This window comes from Chryseobacterium luquanense (assembly GCF_026460945.1).
Taxonomy (GTDB): Bacteria; Bacteroidota; Bacteroidia; order Flavobacteriales; family Weeksellaceae; genus Chryseobacterium; species Chryseobacterium luquanense.
On sequence record NZ_JAOVZV010000001.1, the window covers coordinates 103,621 to 123,058 of the forward strand.

Annotated in this window: 18 protein-coding genes and 2 pseudogenes; 6 read left to right on the top strand and 14 right to left on the bottom strand. The window is 32.6% G+C overall.

Annotated features, from left to right (window positions below; all coding sequences use genetic code 11):
- The first annotated feature begins 91 nt into the window (after window positions 1-91).
- Together OEA66_RS00490 and OEA66_RS00495 are read left to right on the top strand one after the other, a co-directional pair.
- The gene (locus tag OEA66_RS00490; RefSeq protein ID WP_267279502.1) at window positions 92-412 is read left to right on the top strand and encodes a winged helix-turn-helix transcriptional regulator; all 321 of its coding nucleotides are present in this window, start codon (window positions 92-94) and stop codon (window positions 410-412) included.
- Between the two features lie 57 nt (window positions 413-469).
- Window positions 470-1,363, top strand: a pseudogene (locus tag OEA66_RS00495) (cation diffusion facilitator family transporter).
- Between the two features lie 32 nt (window positions 1,364-1,395).
- Here the strand turns inward: OEA66_RS00495 and OEA66_RS00500 are convergent.
- Window positions 1,396-1,764 carry a winged helix-turn-helix transcriptional regulator gene (locus OEA66_RS00500; protein WP_267279503.1) on the bottom strand — a complete coding sequence of 123 codons (369 nt, stop codon included), beginning with the start codon at window positions 1,762-1,764 and terminating at the stop codon, window positions 1,396-1,398.
- 91 nt (window positions 1,765-1,855) lie between these two features.
- Between OEA66_RS00500 and OEA66_RS00505 the strand changes: the two genes are divergently transcribed.
- Both OEA66_RS00505 and OEA66_RS00510 read left to right on the top strand, forming a co-directional pair.
- A complete protein-coding gene (locus OEA66_RS00505) occupies window positions 1,856-2,470 on the top strand; it encodes an FMN-dependent NADH-azoreductase (protein ID WP_267279504.1) in 615 nt (204 codons plus the stop codon).
- A gap of 450 nt (window positions 2,471-2,920) precedes the next feature.
- Complete coding sequence (locus OEA66_RS00510; RefSeq protein ID WP_267279505.1) at window positions 2,921-3,394, top strand: hypothetical protein; 474 nt, start codon at window positions 2,921-2,923, stop codon at window positions 3,392-3,394.
- A gap of 228 nt (window positions 3,395-3,622) precedes the next feature.
- Here OEA66_RS00510 and OEA66_RS00515 read toward each other — a convergent pair whose 3' ends face one another.
- From OEA66_RS00515 to OEA66_RS00520, 3 genes are all read right to left on the bottom strand, one after another.
- Window positions 3,623-4,189 carry a hypothetical protein gene (locus tag OEA66_RS00515; protein ID WP_267279506.1) on the bottom strand — a complete coding sequence of 189 codons (567 nt, stop codon included), beginning with the start codon at window positions 4,187-4,189 and terminating at the stop codon, window positions 3,623-3,625.
- 248 nt (window positions 4,190-4,437) lie between these two features.
- Window positions 4,438-4,596, bottom strand: a complete 159-nt coding sequence (locus OEA66_RS20470; RefSeq protein ID WP_375379286.1) for a ThiF family adenylyltransferase — start codon at window positions 4,594-4,596, stop codon at window positions 4,438-4,440.
- Between the two features lie 520 nt (window positions 4,597-5,116).
- Window positions 5,117-5,299 (bottom strand): hypothetical protein, encoded by a 183-nt coding sequence (locus tag OEA66_RS00520; protein ID WP_267279507.1) that lies wholly within the window; start codon window positions 5,297-5,299, stop codon window positions 5,117-5,119.
- 250 nt (window positions 5,300-5,549) lie between these two features.
- Here OEA66_RS00520 and ccoG point away from each other — a divergent pair, with 250 nt between their 5' ends.
- A complete protein-coding gene (gene ccoG, locus OEA66_RS00525) occupies window positions 5,550-7,004 on the top strand; it encodes a cytochrome c oxidase accessory protein CcoG (protein WP_267279508.1) in 1,455 nt (484 codons plus the stop codon).
- Window positions 7,005-7,112: 108 nt separating this feature from the next.
- Here the strand turns inward: ccoG and OEA66_RS00530 are convergent, their stop codons facing one another.
- From OEA66_RS00530 to OEA66_RS00575, 10 genes and pseudogenes are all read right to left on the bottom strand, one after another.
- A complete protein-coding gene (locus tag OEA66_RS00530) occupies window positions 7,113-7,715 on the bottom strand; it encodes a hypothetical protein (RefSeq protein ID WP_267279509.1) in 603 nt (200 codons plus the stop codon).
- A 26-nt stretch (window positions 7,716-7,741) separates the two neighbouring features.
- The gene (locus OEA66_RS00535; RefSeq protein WP_267279510.1) at window positions 7,742-8,413 is read right to left on the bottom strand and encodes a DUF6766 family protein; all 672 of its coding nucleotides are present in this window, start codon (window positions 8,411-8,413) and stop codon (window positions 7,742-7,744) included.
- Between the two features lie 1,573 nt (window positions 8,414-9,986).
- Complete coding sequence (locus tag OEA66_RS00540) at window positions 9,987-10,946, bottom strand: SDR family oxidoreductase (protein WP_267279511.1); 960 nt, start codon at window positions 10,944-10,946, stop codon at window positions 9,987-9,989.
- Between the two features lie 453 nt (window positions 10,947-11,399).
- A pseudogene (locus OEA66_RS00545) lies at window positions 11,400-11,777 on the bottom strand (PA2169 family four-helix-bundle protein); the annotation flags it as partial.
- Between the two features lie 146 nt (window positions 11,778-11,923).
- Window positions 11,924-12,517, bottom strand: a complete 594-nt coding sequence (locus tag OEA66_RS00550; protein WP_267279512.1) for a Crp/Fnr family transcriptional regulator — start codon at window positions 12,515-12,517, stop codon at window positions 11,924-11,926.
- 642 nt (window positions 12,518-13,159) lie between these two features.
- Window positions 13,160-13,819 (bottom strand): hypothetical protein, encoded by a 660-nt coding sequence (locus tag OEA66_RS00555; RefSeq protein ID WP_267279513.1) that lies wholly within the window; start codon window positions 13,817-13,819, stop codon window positions 13,160-13,162.
- 207 nt (window positions 13,820-14,026) lie between these two features.
- The gene (locus OEA66_RS00560; RefSeq protein ID WP_267279514.1) at window positions 14,027-14,644 is read right to left on the bottom strand and encodes a DUF4142 domain-containing protein; all 618 of its coding nucleotides are present in this window, start codon (window positions 14,642-14,644) and stop codon (window positions 14,027-14,029) included.
- 176 nt (window positions 14,645-14,820) lie between these two features.
- Window positions 14,821-15,507 carry a DUF421 domain-containing protein gene (locus tag OEA66_RS00565; RefSeq protein ID WP_267279515.1) on the bottom strand — a complete coding sequence of 229 codons (687 nt, stop codon included), beginning with the start codon at window positions 15,505-15,507 and terminating at the stop codon, window positions 14,821-14,823.
- Between the two features lie 175 nt (window positions 15,508-15,682).
- Window positions 15,683-15,847 carry a hypothetical protein gene (locus tag OEA66_RS00570; RefSeq protein WP_267279516.1) on the bottom strand — a complete coding sequence of 55 codons (165 nt, stop codon included), beginning with the start codon at window positions 15,845-15,847 and terminating at the stop codon, window positions 15,683-15,685.
- A gap of 547 nt (window positions 15,848-16,394) precedes the next feature.
- Window positions 16,395-16,730, bottom strand: a complete 336-nt coding sequence (locus OEA66_RS00575; protein ID WP_267279517.1) for an alpha-ketoglutarate-dependent dioxygenase AlkB — start codon at window positions 16,728-16,730, stop codon at window positions 16,395-16,397.
- A gap of 449 nt (window positions 16,731-17,179) precedes the next feature.
- Here OEA66_RS00575 and mobC point away from each other — a divergent pair, with 449 nt between their 5' ends.
- The gene (gene mobC, locus OEA66_RS00580; protein ID WP_267279518.1) at window positions 17,180-19,180 is read left to right on the top strand and encodes a conjugal transfer protein MobC; all 2,001 of its coding nucleotides are present in this window, start codon (window positions 17,180-17,182) and stop codon (window positions 19,178-19,180) included.
- Window positions 19,181-19,438 lie beyond the last annotated feature (258 nt).

Here is a 19,438-nt window from a genome sequence, read left to right on the forward strand (position 1 = left end):
AAAAGTTGAGAAAGAATTAAAGATGTTAAGTGATTATACTAAAAATTAACACTGATCTTTTTAGCACAATTGTTTCCAACTTTAAAGTGCTTTGCATAAGAGAATTTTAAACGGGAAATGGAAGATGTCCATTATCGCATGTCTTTGCTACAAGCCGATGCGTTATTCTGAGCTTTTAAAAGAGGTCAAAGGCATTTCCGGAAAGATGCTCAGCCGTGAGTTGAAAGATCTGGAGATCAATGAATTGATCGACCGCCATGTACTAAATACTTCACCTGTTGCTGTGGAATATCAAATAACTGATTACGGAAAATCCCTGAAACTACTGACAAACACCATCGCTGACTGGGGCTTTATCCATCGAAAACGTATCATATCGGGAATGAAGAAAAAAATGGACAGCAAATTGTAGAATGACCTAAACATGCTGAAAAGTTAAATGATTCTATCTAATACTTAGTTCCATCAAATGGCCAATAATCGTAAATCAATTTACAGTGCACTTGCCGCCAACCTGCTAATCGCGTTAACCAAGTTTATTGCAGGGGCATTCACCAACAGTTCTTCTATGATCTCTGAAGGGATCCACTCCACTGTTGACACCACCAATCAGTTGTTATTGTTGTATGGATTGAAAAGGAGCAAAAAACCGGCAGATGAATATCATCCTTTCGGCTATGGCAAGGAATTATATTTCTGATCTTTTGTTGTCTCGATATTGATATTTGGTCTTGGTGGTGCATTATCCATTTACCAGGGGATCCTGCATATTCTGGAACCTGAATTGATGAAAGATCCGTTCTGGAATTATATCGTATTGGTACTCTCACTCATTTTCGAAGGCACTTCCCTGTATATTGCAATCAAAGAATTTAATAAGACCCGCAACGGCCTGAAATGGTGGGATGCGATCATCAAAAGCAAAGACCCCGCAAGCTTTCTCGTAGTCTTTGAAGATGGTGCGGCAGTCGCAGGTCTTATCGTTGTGATGGTATTGATGGGAATCAGCCATACCTTCCAGATCCCTGAGCTTGATGGGCTCGCCTCGATCATTGTCGGATTGATACTGGTTTTTGTTTCTTTTATCCTGGCCAGAGAGAGCAGAAGCTTATTGATGGGTGAAGGAATAGCGCCGGAGACGAGAGAGAAGATCGCAATATTGGCTGAAAAAGATGTTGCCGTGGTCAGAACGAAAAATATATTATCTACCTACCAGTCACCCGAGGAAGTCGTATTGATGCTCATTATCGATTTTGAAGACCATCTTGATACCGAGGAGATCACTGAAGCCATTAAGCGTATTCGTGAAAATATAAAGAGGGAATTTCCACTGGTTCATTTTGTTATTATTCAGCCGGAATAAATAATACATTTGAGATTTGCAGAAATTTAAGCTTAAATCTCCGACGTTATCCGTTTTTTATGATTAACTGCCCAATTGCCTAACATATACACCAACTCTTTTAATGTTTCTGCATAATCAGTTGGTACGTATTCAACCAATACCGGAAAATTTTCCGAATTAACCGTCCTTTTTACCAGCCCGTTAAGTTCCAGTATCTTCAGCTCGTTTGACAAGACTCTTGGAGTGATTCCCTTTACAGCTCTCTGGATCTCATTAAACCGATGATAACCACTTACCAAAGCAACTATGATCCTAAGTTTCCATTTGCCTCCCAATACATAGATCGCATCTTCAACTGCTGAAAGATTGTCTGCGCATTCAATTTTTGTAAAAGCCCGCTTTTTATCATTTCCTTTCATAACTATCCGAGATTTTACTACTATCCTTTTATATACTACTATTAAAACAATAGTAAATATAAAATAAATTTGTGGAAATAAAATTATCTAAATGAAACAGTTATTGCACATTATGTCAAGTCCGAATACTAAGAGTTCTGCAAGCAGAAAATTGGGTCGGATAGTGATTGAAAAGATCAAAGAAAAATATTCTGATTTACAGATTACTGAATATGACCTTGCACTAAATCAACCAGCACATTTGGATGAAGATCATATTGAAGCATTTTTTACACCTGCAGAAATTCAGACAGAAGCACATAAACAATCTTTAGTACAGTCAGACCAGACAATTGAAGATCTTTTAAAAGCTGACATTATTGTGATCGAGGCTCCTATGTACAATTGGAATATTCCCAGTACGTTAAAGGCATACTTCGATCAGATAGCACGAGCTAAACTAACTTTCCAATATACTGGTGAAGGCTTGTTGCCAAAGGGTCTTTTAAAAGATAAAAAAGCTTACATCGTTACTTCATCTGGCGGAAAGTATTCTGAAGGTGAACTGGAACCTTACGATTTTACAACAAATTATGTTCGTTTTTTTCTGAACCTTTTAGGAATAGAGGTCGTCAATATTTTTCGTGTAGAAGGGCAGGCCATTTTTGGATCTGAGAACGCGCTGGTAAAAGCCATTGAAAGCGTTGCTATAGATGACCAGTTATAGTTCGTTGACCTTAAGCTATTTTTTTTGGCTGAATCAAATCTCTATTTACACCAGGTAATATGAGCAAATTAAGACTAAAGACACTCTAATTTATTTCATTATACAAGCTTTTCCAACAAAAATCCAATAATATGCGCAAGAACAAATGCGATTATGATCTTGACATAATCAGTTTTACTATTTTAAACCTCCTGATTCAACCTGACATTTCTATTATTTGGAAGAGTGATCAGTAAGTCCAAAGTTTCGGCTAATGTTTTCAAATCACAAAAATGAAGTTTGAAAAAGGACTCTATATTTCAGATATTCCATTTATAATTTTGCACTCACAAGTTTCTTAACTGATCTGAAATTAGATCAGTTAATTTTATAGCTGTAACTTTTTATCAGATAAAATTAAATCTATTAACGGACTACAATTTGCTCAATACATTATTTAAAAATATTTAGGTGAATATAATTTCTTTCGAAAACGACATCCCTCAGGAAACATTCGACAAAAACGCAGAAAATTTAAAAATGGCTCAGCTCAATCTTTCAGATTTCAATGAAAGAATGGGTAAAGATTATGATCTTGTTTGTAAGTTTACAAACGGGCATCCACGTTTTTTCTTAAAACAAGAGTTGAGATACCCTGAAAATACAAATACCATAGCAAGTCAGATTAATTGGCTTCTTAACTGGAAAAGAGAAATTAAAGACAGAGTCTACTTTAAAATATTTTTCAATGATATAGAAAGAGAATTTGAAAAGATTGACCGTTATCATTCCCCATATGTTGAAAAAGATAAAGTATATGATAAATTGGTCGAAAATTTCAAAAAGAAATATACAGAATATTCACCTTTAGGTTTTTTAAATAAAGAAGATGAAAATTATATAAAGGAAGAGATAAATAAAAAATTTTTGCAGCGCATTGATTAGCGATCAAACCTTACTCTCTATGCGTCAGATTACAAAATAAAGTCGGAGAAATGAAAATTTTCCGACTGTACTTTTTATGTTATATAGTTCTTGGAAAGTGTCTTTATCAAATTTGGGAGCAATAAGTTTAAGACTACTCGTTTAAGGATTAACAATGTTCCAAAAAACTATAATACAGTAGTAGCTACATGAAGTTTTTTTTATTTCTGCTGTTACTGACCTCTTTATTTAGAAATAATACAGAATAAATGCTGATGTTGAATAATTTAACAAAATAATTGGATACCATCTCTTTGAATTATCTCGGATATCAACAAAAAATAATTTCCTATTTTGAAACAACTTCTCCATTTTTATAAAATACTTCTTGACCACCTCATTCCAGAATCCTTCCTTTGTATGATTTTCATTAAAATTACCTGTACCTACTCCATAATTTAATTTAGAATTGACCGGAATGGTTCTATGATGGAAAACTTGCTCATTATAATCTAACCTTTTCGAAATATATTTTCCAATAGGTAAATTATTTTCATAATTGGCATAAAATAGAGTATCATTATTTTTCGCAATGATCTTAAAAACGCCAGTAAATTTTCCGTTTCGCAAATTATATTCCATCCCCAGGTTTGGATATTGAAAAGTACCTGTTTTTTTTGAGGAGATATTATTTTTAATATCACTTTCTACAGTCCATGTTCCTTTTAGCATCGGAGCATCACTCACAATAATTTTATTTGTACAGCTTATAAAAGCTAATAAGAAGATCACTTTATATGTGGTTAAATTCTTCATGTAATTCTTTAATTATATTGTATTGGTAATTAAAAAAGCCGTGTTTCATACCGGAATAATCCATAAGATTGTCTGTTGTACCTATCTTAAAAAGATTTTACTTGTAACTTTTAAAAACTAATCTCTAATGCATTTACGGCAATCTTTTGATCTAAAAGTAGATAGTCTAAATTATCATCAGATAAAAAATCAGTTATAAATTTAATTTCAGCATCATGATTGATATCTTTTAACATTTTGTAAAGCGATTATGTTTTATAAGTTGATACATCTTCATAGGTGTAATTTTGTCTGTTGAGATTTGAAAACTCAACGCGATCACCATCAACAATAGTCAAGTTCTCAAAACCAAATCTTAAAGCACATTCTGCAATATTACTCCCGATACCGCTTCCAGCAAGAATGATAGGATTTTTTTTAAAAAATTTTGTTCATCATCACTAACGTACAAACTGTTTCTAGAGTATATTTCCAATTTTTGATCAAATCTAGTAATAATGAAAATCTAACAAACTACACTAAAGTGTAAAATAGAACTTTTATTAACGATCAAATAGAATAATAGTTTTCAATTTTTGTTTATTTATTTCGGATTCAAACTTTGTATTTATTTGAATGTACTGGAAAAATATATAAAATCTAGGTGTCTAAGTTCAATCTAAAAATGTAGCGTAAAGAAGTATATAAATTTAGTCTCATAAATAGTTTCAAGTTCAAAATAATCTTTCTGTCTAATACCTTATTTCCATAAATAGCCAACAATCATTAATCAATTTACAGTGCACTTGCCACTGCCCTGCTGATCGCATAGATAAAGTTTATTTAGGGGCATTCACCAACAGTTCTTTTATGATTTCTGAAGGGATTCACATCATGCTTTCGACAGATTCGGAGAAACTTACAATGAATTGGGAGAATACCAAAAATCTATTTTATTTTTCTGAATTCAATATTGAAAATATTTGCTCCGGATAATTTAAATCCGATGATCTCATCAATATTATCACACTTGAAATCAAGCTGAAAAGAGCTTGAAGCAAAACTTTGGGCAACACACACGTTTTCACCCAAATCCACAAATAACTGACGGATTAGAGAAAAGAACTTCACTTTTAAATTTTAACTATATAATGATATTCAAAAAAATGTCATTCTTTTAAAAAGAAAAAGAGTATGTGAAATGATTTATTTTTCAAAGCTTAAATAAAAGCAGAATTAAAAATATAAAAACCCAAGATTATGATTATAATCATACGAATCTAAATATCAATATTTTAATCATTCAATTCGCTCATAATGGTCTTGTATTTGCAAAATTAACAATACTTCATGTTACTGCAAATTATCAAAAAAAATTACTATGCATCTGGATGAAAACACTCAAAATAGAGGTGGTCAAGGACAGGTTCTGAGCCCGGAAACCTATCGTGACTCAATTGGAACAATGGAACAATCGGGAAAAAGAAAATGGGTTTTTCCGAAGAAACCACAAGGTAAATACACCAATTACCGAACTATTGTTGCTTATATCTTACTTGCAGTTTATCTGGCGGTTCCGTTTATTAAGATTAATGGAAATCCATTCATATTATTAAATATTATTGATGGCGAATTTTTTATTTTCGGACAGCCATTCTACCCTCAGGATTTTTTTCTATTGACTTTAGGAGCCATTGTAGGATTGGTTTGCATCATCATTTTCACGATTGCTTTTGGAAGAATTTTTTGTGGCTGGATTTGTCCACAGACCATATTTTTAGAATCTGTTTTCCGGAAAATTGAGTTTGCGATCGAAGGCGACCGCAACAGACAAATGAAACTTGACCGACAAGAATGGAACGCTGAAAAAATTTGGAAAAAATCTTTAAAATGGTCAATCTTTTTTATTCTCTCGTTGATTTTCACTCATTTTATGATGATGACCATCGTTGGTTACGAAAAAGTATTCCAAACTATTGCAGAAGGTCCGTTCGTTCATCCTACAAATTTTATCGTGATTATTCTTTTTACAATTGCTTTTTATTTTGTTTTTGCGTGGTTCAGAGAGCAGGTTTGTACCTTAGTCTGCCCTTATGGAAGACTTCAGGGAGTTTTAATAGATAAAGAAACAATTAACGTCTTTTATGATTTTAATCGTGGCGAAAACAGAGCAAAATGGAGGAAAGGCGAAGACCGAAAAGCAGCAGGCAAAGGAGATTGCATTGATTGTTTTCAATGCGTAGTAGTTTGCCCAACAGGAATTGACATCAGAGATGGTCAACAGTTAGAATGTGTGAACTGTACCGCTTGCATCGATGCATGTGATGAAGTAATGCTGAAAGTTGGTTTGCCAGAAGGTTTAATACGATATGCTTCAGAAAAGGAAATCGAAACCCAACAACCTACAAAATTTACAGGGAGAATGAAAGCTTTTGTGGTTTTATTAATCTCATTACAGTTGTTTTTAGGCTTTTTACTTTACAATCGTGGAGATTTAGAAGCAAAATTTATTAAACCGGCCGGAAGTACATTTTTTGTTCGTGATGGACTAATTACAAATATTTATAATTACACTTTCCTGAATAAATCTAATGACAAGAGAATTCTAACAGTTAAAGTAATTAAGCCGGCTCACGGAGAAATTATTTACAGCGGCTCAAGCAGAATTAGCATAGAAAAAGATAAAATTACCAAAGGAACAATCAGCATTTCTTTTCCGGAAAAAGAGATGAATTTATCTAAACAGAATATTACAATCGGAGTTTATGATTTGAAAGGTAACCTTATTGATTCGTATGAAACTTATTTTGAAGGTCCATTTAAATTACAATTTTAAGCAAAGCGTTAATACATAAATATAGTACTTTAAAAAATAACACATTAATGTCAAAAAAACCAATTGAATTACTTCTAATTGTTTTATAACACATATTTTGATTAAGAATTATTTAAAATTTATTAATCCTTTGGCTAAACATTTCCACTGTATTTTTGAAAAGCCGAGCATTCCACCAAAGGCAATTGTTATATTTCTCAGACAATTGAAAAATCCAGATTTCAAATTGGGATATTCATTTCTGCCATAAATTCCAGCCTTCAAAACGTTATTATTTTTTGAAACAATAAATGTTGATGTGGCAACATTTGAATAAAAATGAGCAATTTTTGAGTTATAACCTTTTACAGGATCTTGGGAAGGTCTACACTGAATTATAACCATGTCTTCTTGAGCAAGATCAATTGACACAATTTGAACCCAATCAAAAGACCTACCTTCACGTCCAGCGTGGCCGGAAATATCAATTCTAATATAATCGCCAATTTGTGGTAAACGTTCTACAAGTCTTCCCGAGGAGTCACAAAGTTTAAAATCAGTTGTACTTTCACGACAATAATCTTTCCAATGATTGATGGACAAAAGTCTTTTTTTTAAAATATTAAATTTCAGATCGAGGCTGTCGGAGTCTCCAAAGCATTTAAAACTTTCTGTATCGTGAAAACTTCCTTTAAATTGTTTAGGTACGCTCGGAATATATCGGGGTTTCATTAAATAAATTTATGATTAGGTATTAATTAAGGGGTTTCATTATGCGGCATATCAACGGGTTTAGATTCAGGCGAGCCTTTTTCTCGAAGCCAGATTGACAAAACAACTAATGAGAAAACTGCTAGAAATTCGCTCTGCCAGTTTTGTAAGGATTCAAACCAAAACCTAGATTCTGAAAGATAATCATACCAGTTTAAGAGCGGTTCGTTTTTCATCAATTTTTCGGTATTTTCGTCTTTCAAACTCCCGTAAAAATGTAGGACAAAACTGATAAAAAATAGAATTACAAATGCAATAGATAAAGAATGCTGATAAATTTTCAAATATATCCCGCCTTTTCTTACCGGCCATGGCGCATTTGGATTAGGTTGGGGTTCTCTGTCAACATTTTCTGGTTCAGTTAAAGATTTAGATTCACTGGAACCTTTTTGCCTTAGTGAAATGGTTAAAAGTACATAAATCACCATCTGTAGAAATTCACTTTCCCAATTTTCAAATGTTGCCTGAATGAAGTGTCCACTTTTAAAGTACTTGTTAAAACTCAAAGTAGATTGTCCATGTTCTGCCAACTCTTTATTTTCTACGTTAAAACCCGTAAAAAACTGACCAATAAGACAAAGAATCATCATACACAACAAAACGATTCCTAAACTATTCCGATAAAAAAAACCTGTTTTAATTTTTTTGTTCTTTTCCATTTTCAATAAAGTATATTCTTTGTAAACCCACTGTATGTTTACCCATCTGCCTCTTTGTAAATGGCGTAAGAGTCGCCTTCGTATCTTAAAACCTTAGCTTCTTTACCTTTTAGTTCTGCAAGGCTATCTATATTTCTTTAAATAATTTATCTCTATAAAATTGGTTTCAGAATCTGAATTTTCTTTTACAAAACTGGCAAATCCTTCCAAAGGTTTTACTCGTACGGTATTGAAAAGCTTTTATATTTGCTAATATTTTTACTAATCAAATGTGCAATAACCTGCGAATTGATGTTCCGAATATCATCCCGTTATGATTTCTCCAATGGCTTTACATTTTTTCTTTTCAGGTATTTCATCGATAGACCTAAATACTTTTTTCCAATCTGCTGATATGTTTTTTGTCTGGGAGCTATGGTATTCAAAAGCATCCTTTCAACTCTTCGTTCCCTGTGGTGTCCTGCATGTTTTTAAGAGCTTTCACGATGCAATCTTCAGCATACTAGATGCCTTTAAAGCATCTACAAAAAATTTGCGTAACGAAGCGTTTTTCATTTCGCATTTTTTTTACATTTGCATTACCCATTTTAACCTTTACTTCTTTTTCAGTTTTATTGTACATCTGCTGATGTTTTGTCTTATATATTAGCGGTTGTTACGGTATTTTTAATAAAATTTTGAATGTCCAAAATAACCTGTACGGAAACTTTAGGTAGCAGAAATGCCGAAGAATCTAATGAGTTCATAATCTATCTTGTTTGGTGTTTACCAAAGTTACAAACCTAATATATACAAATACTATGATTACAATCATAGGTGATGATTTGTTAAATAAAATAACTGATTAAAACACATATTCAATATGTTTAACGTCGAAAAAATCAGACCTTGATTAAAAACAAATTTGAGTCTAAAATGAATGCAACTAAAAGTTATATTAATCACTAATGTCTTTAACAATCTTTATGGCTCATCAAATAATTAACCGGAGAATTTTCCATCTTTTTTTCACTTGTACTAGAATTATTAGCACTCCATTTTTTAAATAAGTTGTGATTTCCTCATCATTAGGTGTAAATTATCTTAATTAAAACAATCCTAAAAATAGCTTTTTAAGATTAAAATGTGTAACATTAATTATTAGAATCCATTACTTCAAAATAATAAATTATTGATCATCATTAAATTATTTTTTTCATTTCTTCTACTTTATTGAATTTACTGTAAGATGATTTAAAATGATGCTAGAGAGCATTCAATACCAAAAATTTTCACTATCTAATGCATCCTGGAAACGCATTAATTTTAGTTTCTTCAATGTTGTCTCAACCTCACTGACATTGTCATGGTCTACTTTTTTCAGATTGCAAGAATCCAAAATTTTGTATTGTACTTTAGCGAATCCCTGAATTCTGTCATTGGCAATTTTTAACATATTTGTAGTAGTGATACTGTTATTTCATTATCATAATAGTATTTTTTTGATATATTATAATTTTTATAACCTCTATAAAAGTTGAGGTTCAAATATGATGAATTCTATATAGGTGGAACTTTTAATTATTGATTAATCTTAAGGCTGCCCGCTTCCACCGGCAGAACCATAAATCTGACCTGTTGCAAAACTTCCTACATTTTCTGCAAGGTGTACAAAAATCGATGCAAGTTCCGCAGGCTGTCCTGGTCTGCCAAATGCAGTATCTTCGCCGAAAACTTCGATTTTTTCTTGAGTTTGGCCACCGCTTATTTCCAATGCTGTCCAAACCGGACCTGGTGCTACTCCATTTACCCTAATGCCTTTTGGACCTAATTGTTTTGCCAAAGATTTTACATAACTTGTTGTTGCAGCTTTTGTCTGTGCATAATCATATAAATCTTCTGAGGGATCATAGGCTTGAACTGATGATAATCCGATAATGCTTGATCCTGGTCGTAAATGTGGCAAAGCCGCCTTGATAATCCAAAACGGTGCATAGATATTGGTTTTCATCGTTCTGTCGAAAGCTTCCGTTGATATATCTAAAATAGATTCATTCGTTTTCTGATGTCCCGCATTATTTATTAAAATATCAAGTCCACCAAGCTTTTCTATAGCTTGTCCGACTAATTCTTTACAGAATGATTCATTACGAAGATCGCCAGGAATTCCGAAACCTTTTTGTCCTGCTTTTTCTATCAGTTCGAGCACCTGATCAGCATCTGACTGTTCTTCCGGAAGATAATTAATAACAACATCAGCCCCTTCTCTTGCATAAGCAATAGCGGCAGCTCTTCCGATTCCGGAATCCCCACCTGTAATTAGAGCTTTTCTGCCTTTCAGTCTTCCTGCTCCAATGTAGGAATCTTCTCCATGATCCGGGACAGGATTCATGTTGTGTGCCAACCCTGGAAAAGGTTGAAACTGTCTTTCAAAAGGTGGTTTTGGATATTTTCCCCTTGGATCTTCTAAGGGTTTAATCTCTTCAAAATTAGATTTAATCTTTTTATCCTGAGTTGATAATTTCATAGCATCTTCTGATGTTAATTTTTCCATAATAATTTATTTTAGACTAGGGGTGATGATTTTACGAAAATGTACCGTTATGAATTAGAGATACAAGGACTATTCCATCATAGTGTTTTGTGGTATTGGTTATTTATATCATTCTTATATTTTATTATTAGCTACTGTGTACAGTCATAAAATAATAGATAAGGGGGGAGGGGTAAATTGGTAAAGAATTACAGTTGGATTTATGTAATTATTAAAATACATTCTGTTCGTTCTTTTTGCAGAAAAACCAACAGAATTTTGTTAAATTTCCCTACAGTAAATCAAAAATTAGAAAAAGAATTGAGACCGCTTTTTCGCAATTGGCAGGTCAATTTACAACCAATGTAAATTTTACGAAATCATTTCAAGAATTAATAAAAAAAACTCCTCAAAACATTATTTTTCAGGAGTCTAACAATGTATTAATTCAAATACATTCTAAATGTAGTACTATTATTCTGTAGTTTTTTCTATACTTTTAAATTTCTCATAGGAAGCTTTCAATTTTATTAATTGATCTGCTATAACTATCGTACTTTGCGGACATAAGTCTCCACTTTCCAGAGCATCCTGATAAGAATCGATTGCAGCTTTTTCTCCAAAAACAACATTCTCCAAAGTTGATTCTGCATGATCTCCTCCAAATGAGTTTTTGATATCAATCCATGTTCTGTGCAGTGCTCCTGCAGTGGTTGAACTGTCATCGGCGTTTCCTCCTCGTTCGGTAATCAACCCCATCAATTCTGATTTCATTGTTTGAGACTCGCGTACCATTTGGTCATAATCACTTTTCAGTCCGCTGTAAGAGCCCCATACTTTTTCTTCGACCTTAGCAAATCCTTGGACTCTTCATTTAGTGGATGCATACGTTTCTCAAAGATATTATCATACAACAAGCGCAGTAAATAAAAAAATAAAGAGTTTAAAGCTGTTGCCAAGTACTATGCGACCTTGCTTTAGTTTTTGAAAAAATTCCTCTATATGTAAATCCTCCTATTAAAAATTTTAAGCCTGTGCTGTGATTCTAATTTTTTTACTGCTCTGATAACAGTTTCAACTCTAAGACCTGTGAGATTTGCTAATTGCCTTCTCGTAAAAGGCACCTCAAAACCAAATTGCGGAGAGTTTTGTTCATTTTTAAAATGACTGATAACATTTTCTATTTTGCTCGAAGGATCTGTATTGAACAAGTTGGAAGACATCATATATTGATCAGCCATCTGCTTAGAGATATTGACCAAGAGACTGCTATTGATTTCAGGATGCTTATGCAAAAGATGCATAAATGAACTTTTACAAACCATTAAAATTTCACACTCTGTTATTGTTATTGCCGAACAAGAAAATCGCCGATCGCTCAACAGGAAAAACTCTCCAATACTTTGACCGTCTGAAACAATGTCATGGGTAAATTCTCTCCCATTAGGGGTATTGTGAGTAAGTTCTACAGAACCCTTTATAATTTGAAAGTAAAATTGTGGACTACTGTTTTCTGAAAAAATTATTTCATTCTTATCGTATAATTTGTAAACAGCACCGTATTCCAATAATAAAGTTTCACTGATTATCATCTTATAAAATTTTAGTCAATAATATTTTTTTGTGTTTTTTTGTTTACAAATTATAGACCAAAATTTTATTATACAAACTTTTGAGATTGATTTTTCCTTAAAGCAACACTAAATATCTTATGATCTAAAATGTGTCAGATATTTAAAGTAAAAACTTAATATGAAGGTAAAAAAATAAAACTGTTACATCATCACAGGCGATGCCGGAATAGGAAAAATCGCGCGCATTACTGAGTTGCAGAAGAAGAAGAAGAACAAAACTATTCTCGAAAATGCACAAAACATAATAGAGCAACAGATAACAGACGGTGACACAGTTATATGGAAAAACGAAGAACGCTGCGCAGAGATAATGTTGAAAGCTTCATTACTATATATTAAGTCAATTTCTCTATATTCAAATATAACCTTCTTGAGGAATATCGGATTACGTTTGATATATAAAAATGATCGGTATATTTTCGAGCTGGCAAATGCTGTAGGTCATGATTGTGTCTAAAACAAAAGGTATTTAGTTTGCTATCCTAACTGGATATGTATCAGAGTGACAAAGAACGGAAGAAGACATGGGAGGAAGCCCAATTTACATATACCAAAATGCAAAAATATCCCGTATACTCATATAACGTACTGTTTTTTATCTTATTTATTTCTTGTAAAATAAATATAATTAAACATACAAAATGTTGCAATCGCTCCAAAGGTATGCCATAGAAAGTGGGTTCCAAAGTGGAACAATTCCCACGTATCAGCTATACGAAAAGTTAGCGCAATAGCAAATGACAATAACGCAAAGCCTACCCATTTACCAGCTTTCCACTTGGTATAGATCAAATATCTTAATACTGAGAATAGTACAAATGAAGCCATTAATGCATAATTTAGGTTGATAAAAAGAGAGGTGCTATAGAATAAAATCCAGTTTCTCAATGCAAACATCACGATCAAGTATAAGAAAATTGTTGCAGCACCATAATACAACTTAGTACTTTTAGCCACAAAGTAGAATCCAGCAGACAAACAGAGTAACAAGATAGGCATCCAATCCATCATAATAAATACCGGCCATTGTCTGAATGTATGATAGATTGTTCCACCTATAGCACCAATATATAATAGGATTAAGCAATAAGTTAAAAAAGGATATTTCCTGAAACTACCCTTTATTTTAATGGTCCAAAAAATTGCTATGGCCAGAAATAGTATGGAAGTTATTGCATTTAACGGCTCGGGGAATAACTGAGCCATATCGGTTTCTTTATATAACATTCCTCCATCCGGAGGTAATTGAATTTTCAACATTATTATACTATTTTCATTATTACAAATACAAACTAGGAGCTGCTCAATTTGGGTAGATTTTCTTAAAAACAGAATAAAAGTACTTTTTTAAACCCAATCATTTATTTACATATTAGAAAATAATTTTTGTAAAAAACTGTTCTCCAAAGAAAAAATAATAAGCTGTCAAATATGACAGCTTATTATTTTATTTAAATATATTTTCTTTTATTTCATAGCAGCTTTCACTTTCTCAGACTCCTTCAAATGATTTTCTAAAGTCGGAAGAGTTTTAATTGCAAATGCTTTTAAGTTTTTATCAGCACCATCTGTAGACTGTTTTTTAAAAACCGCAATATCTTTTTTATGATCGTTAACCATCATATCAACATAAGCCTTATCAAAATCAGCACCTTTTTTTGCTTTCAAATCATCATGCATCTTCTGTTGCGAAGCATCCATTGATGAAGATAGAGAATAATTTACAGTAGCAGCCCACTTTTTAAGTTCGTCATTCGCCATTTTGTGATCCTTTGCAATCGTCTGCCCCAAAGATTTTACTGATGTATTTGAAGCATTTGTAGCTGCAAGCTCTCCCATCATTACTTCCATCATTCCACCTTTAGCAGCGGCATCAACAAAAGTTTTGTCTTGATTACTTAATGCCTGCGCATCAGTCAATGTACTTGAAACTGCTGCAGAATCATTCTGGATCTTTGGAGAGTCCATAGGAGCGGTCGATGACATATCTGTTGAATCTACCGAATTGCTTGTTGAAACAGAATCTTTTTTGTTACAAGATACCATTGCAGCAACTGCCAACAATGTCAGAATTGAATTTTTCATAATATATATTTGTTTGGTTAAAATTGAAAGCAATTTATTTATTACTTTTTGCTACAACTAACAATTTTTCTGCCAAAGAGTTCATGTCTTATAATTTACTAAGCAAAATAAATTATTAATAAAAATATCTTAGAAAAACAGTAGTTTATGAGTACTGTTCATGATAATAGCATCTTTTAAGTGATTCGCAAAGTTTTGATAGCTTTTACCCATTCATTCTTATGACAGCGTTCACAGTTTGTTACTGATTTTCCCAAATACGCTGAATATCCACAATATGTACAGGCATAAATATCATCCTTTTGAATTTCAGTTATTTTTTTTTCATATACTTTAGGCAGTACCGGAAGTCCAAAATGTACCTCTTCGTCTCGGTAGAAAAAAAAGCTGATGTTTCCGGTTGTTTCTAAAATTGCTGTTTTAACCTGTCCTACGTGTTCAATTGATTCCTGTCTCATTTCAGCAAAAAATTCATCTTTTGCAAAAGTATGATCATCCTTAACACCCAAAACAAATTGTCCATCCTCTATTACGTACAGCGGTTCACCTTCTATTACATCCTCAAACTTTTCACTTTTACTCGCAAAGTAAGTGATTATGCGATATATTATGATGATAACAGCAAATACTAACAGAGAAGGAAGAATGGGAGTATCTTTATTAAACATCGGATCACCAGCTGCAGATCCCAATGCAATGATGATGGCCACTTCGAAAAGAGAAAGCTGCCTTACCCCCTTTTTGCCCGATAACCTTAAAATGACTAACACCATAATAAACATGAGTATGGTACGTAAGGAAATTTCCAAAACATAATTTCCATCTAAATCTCCAACAAAAATTTCATTCCAATTTAAATTCATATTGTATTCTATATTATTTTGATGATTTTAATGACCCCATTATGCTGATTGATATCTCATCAAAAAAAGCCTTTTGAGACTCTTTTGTTAAAAAGCATAAGCTTTTTAACACTCTAAATTTTAAAATTTTATTCTGAGATTAGCCGGAAATTGCAGTAAAATGGTAAACAAGAGATTATCTTCTGTAATTTCGCACAGCCTCGGAGAAAGTTCCATCCTCATTGACAATTTGGACAGAATTTATTTTAAAGCCTATTTCTTCTTTTGGAATATCAATCCAGTATTTCTGCTGTTCTTCATTAAATGACAGATGTTCCTTTGTAAATTCTATAAAATTCATTTCTTCGTTTTTTTATATTTTATGTAATTTTTAATTTGGCAATTATTTACAAACTAGTATTTATCACAGAAAAGTACTTCATAAAATAAATTTAATTTTTGTTTTATTATTTTGATGTAAAACGTTTGATAGGTTTGTGATCTGTTGATGAATAAACAAACTACAAGCCACCCTCTCGTATTATCAACGATGTGGTATATAAATATTCAGATGTCTTTATGCCTAGTAAGAAGTCACATATTCAACAATTAGACGAAGTGCTAATCGTAAATCTTTCTATAATCAATTTTTAGAAGTTGTAAATTCTCCACTTATAGTTACCCGAATAATTTTTTCAACGCAAAGACCTGTCAGGCTTACCAACTTATTTCTTGTGAAAGGAACTGAGAAATTATAGGGCTCAGATAACCAAAATAGCCTTTCAAATGATTCAATAATTTGTGAATTTTAATCAATGGATCACTTATTTTCAAAAAAGAAGAATTAAATATCTGAAAATGAATTTCTTCCGATATATAATGGTTTACATCTAACCTAAGGATTTTTATTATAATAAGTTGACCAACCGAAAAGTAAGAGTAAGACGCTCTTTCATTAACGAAGACGACTTAGCAAGACGATGCTCCCAATGCTCCTGAAGATCACCCTTCATCATAAGCACCGATCCATTAGGAAGTGGAATACCATGTCTGCTCTGATGACGGCTCAGCTTTCTCAAATTAAATTTTCTCGTTTCTCCAAGACTTAGTGATGCAATAACCGGACGGTCACTGTATCTGCTTTCTTTATCCCTGTGCCATGCGACGGAATCATTATGATCGCAATATAAATTCAGCAACAATGAATTAAACTCATAACCAAATGTGTGTTCAATTTTGTTCATCAAAGAAAGCAGTTCATGAGTCTAGGCGTTAACCTCAAATTCACGACCTCCCAATTTGTAAGATTTCTCAATGTCTCCATACCAAGCTGTAAGACGTGGAGTCAAACTTTCTTATTATACATGGTTTGAGTTTTCTGATTTCAAGGAGTATTTTCCAAGAGTCGAGAAAAAAGCAAATCTGACTCTTTTGCTGTTAAGAAGTGTTCTCTGAATTCCAACAATTTCTTTGGAAACGTATCGAATTACTCTGCACTGAATAAACTGAGATGCTTTAACATTATGTCTGGCTAGATTATGATTGCAATTCATGATTTTATTAACTCTTTAGAATAGATGCTCACTACCTCTGCTATAAAATTAATCAGAAAATAAAAGTCATTGAAAGACAGTAATAAAAAACCTTATGACAGCAAGATATTTTTGTGCATAATAAATTTAAACAGAACGTTATGCAAGGTGAAGATGATCTAAGAAGCTTAGCTAAAATCATGGGTTTTATGAGAGCGGTAAGTATTATATTACTCTTAATCCATTTCTACTGGTTTTGTTATACCTTATTTCTTGAATATGAATTGGTTTTAGATATTATTAATAGAATTTTATTCAATTTTCAAAAAACTGCGGGATTATTTTCTTATCCTATATTTACAAAGATCTTTTCTATCTGCTTACTTGCGCTAAGTTGTTTAGGAACAAAAGGTGTTAAAAACGAAAAAGTTACTTGGAAAAAGATCAGCGCTACTTTAACAATTGGAGTAATACTTTTCTTTTTTAATGGATTCTTGTTAAATTCTCCTTTTAGATTTTCAATCTATTTTTATATCGTTACAACATCTGCCGGATATATCTGCCTTATGGTATCGAGTGCTTGGACTAGCCGCCTTCTAAGGACAAATCTAATGGAAGATGTTTTCAATAATGAAAACGAAAGCTTTCAGCAGGAGACCAAACTTATGCAGAATGAGTATTCGGTTAATCTGCCAACCAAATTTTACTATAAAGGTCAATGGAATAACGGGTGGATTAATATTGTGAACCCCTTCCGGGCAACTATTGTTTTGGGTACTCCTGGTTCAGGTAAGTCTTATGCGATTATCAATAATTATATAAAGCAGCATATCGAAAAAGGGTTTTCAATGTACATTTATGATTTCAAATTTGATGACCTCTCTACCATAGCTTACAACCATTTGCTTAAACACACTGACAAATATAACGTAATACCTAAATTTTACGTTATAAATTTTGATAATCCGAGCAGGAGCCATCGCTGCAATCCACTGAATCCTGATTTCATGACTGATATTTCAGATGCTTATGAAGCTGCATACACCATTATGCTTAATCTCAATAGAAGTTGGATTCAGAAACAGGGAGATTTTTTCGTTGAAAGTCCGATCATATTGCTCGCTGCAATAATTTGGTTTTTAAAAATTTACGAAAATGGTAAATATTGTACATTTCCACACGCCATTGAACTTTTAAATAAAAAGTATGCTGATGTTTTTACCATCTTGACAACTTATCCAGATTTAGAAAACTATCTTTCACCTTTTATGGATGCTTGGCAAGGAGGAGCTCAAGATCAGCTTCAAGGACAGATTGCGTCAGCTAAAATCCCATTATCACGAATGATTTCACCACAACTCTATTGGGTAATGACCGGCGATGATTTTACATTAGATATTAATAATCCAAAAGAGCCAAAGATCCTATGTGTTGGCAATAATCCGGACCGTCAGAATATCTATTCAGCCGCCTTGGGTTTGTACAATTCTAGAATTGTGAAACTAATCAATAAAAAAGGGCAGTTGAAAAGTTCTGTAATAATTGATGAGCTGCCAACTATTTATTTCAGGGGACTGGATAATCTAATTGCTACGGCGAGAAGTAATAAAGTAGCTGTATGTCTAGGATTTCAGGACTTCTCACAGCTTATTCGTGATTATGGTGATAAAGAAAGCAAGGTTATTCAAAACACTGTAGGAAACATTTTCAGCGGACAGGTCGTGGGGGAAACCGCTAAAAATCTTTCTGAAAGATTTGGAAAAGTACTTCAAAAACGACAAAGCTTAAGTATTAATAGAAACGATACTTCCACTTCTATTTCAACACAATTAGACAGTTTAATACCAGCTTCCAAAATTTCGACATTAACTCAGGGAATGTTTGTAGGAGCTGTTTCAGATAATTTTGATGAGCGCATTGAGCAAAAAATATTTCATTCTGAAATCGTTGTTAATAATGACAAAATAGCTTCAGAAACAAAATCATATCAGAAAATCCCACAGATTATGAACTTTGAAAATGAGTTTGGGCAAAATACCATGAAAGGAGAAATTATAGCTAACTACCATAAAGTCAAATCAGACATTCTGTCTATTGTAAAAAAGGAAATAGAACGAATTGAAAATGATCCTGACCTAAAGCATCTTATACAAAAAGATTAAAAATAAACTTTGAAAAAAGGATATTTTATAAAAATATAAAAGACCGAAATTTTTTAAGATTCTTCCTGGCCTCCAATTCCAGATATGAATACAGCATTTTCTTAATGTTTTGACAGTATTATATATTAATAATTTGGGAGATGCCAAAATACTTCATTAAATTGGATAGTAATGTTACTCTCTAAAATCAATTTTACAATTTTCATTGGAAACTATTATTAAAAAGTAGACATTGTTGAAATCATTACCATTAAAACA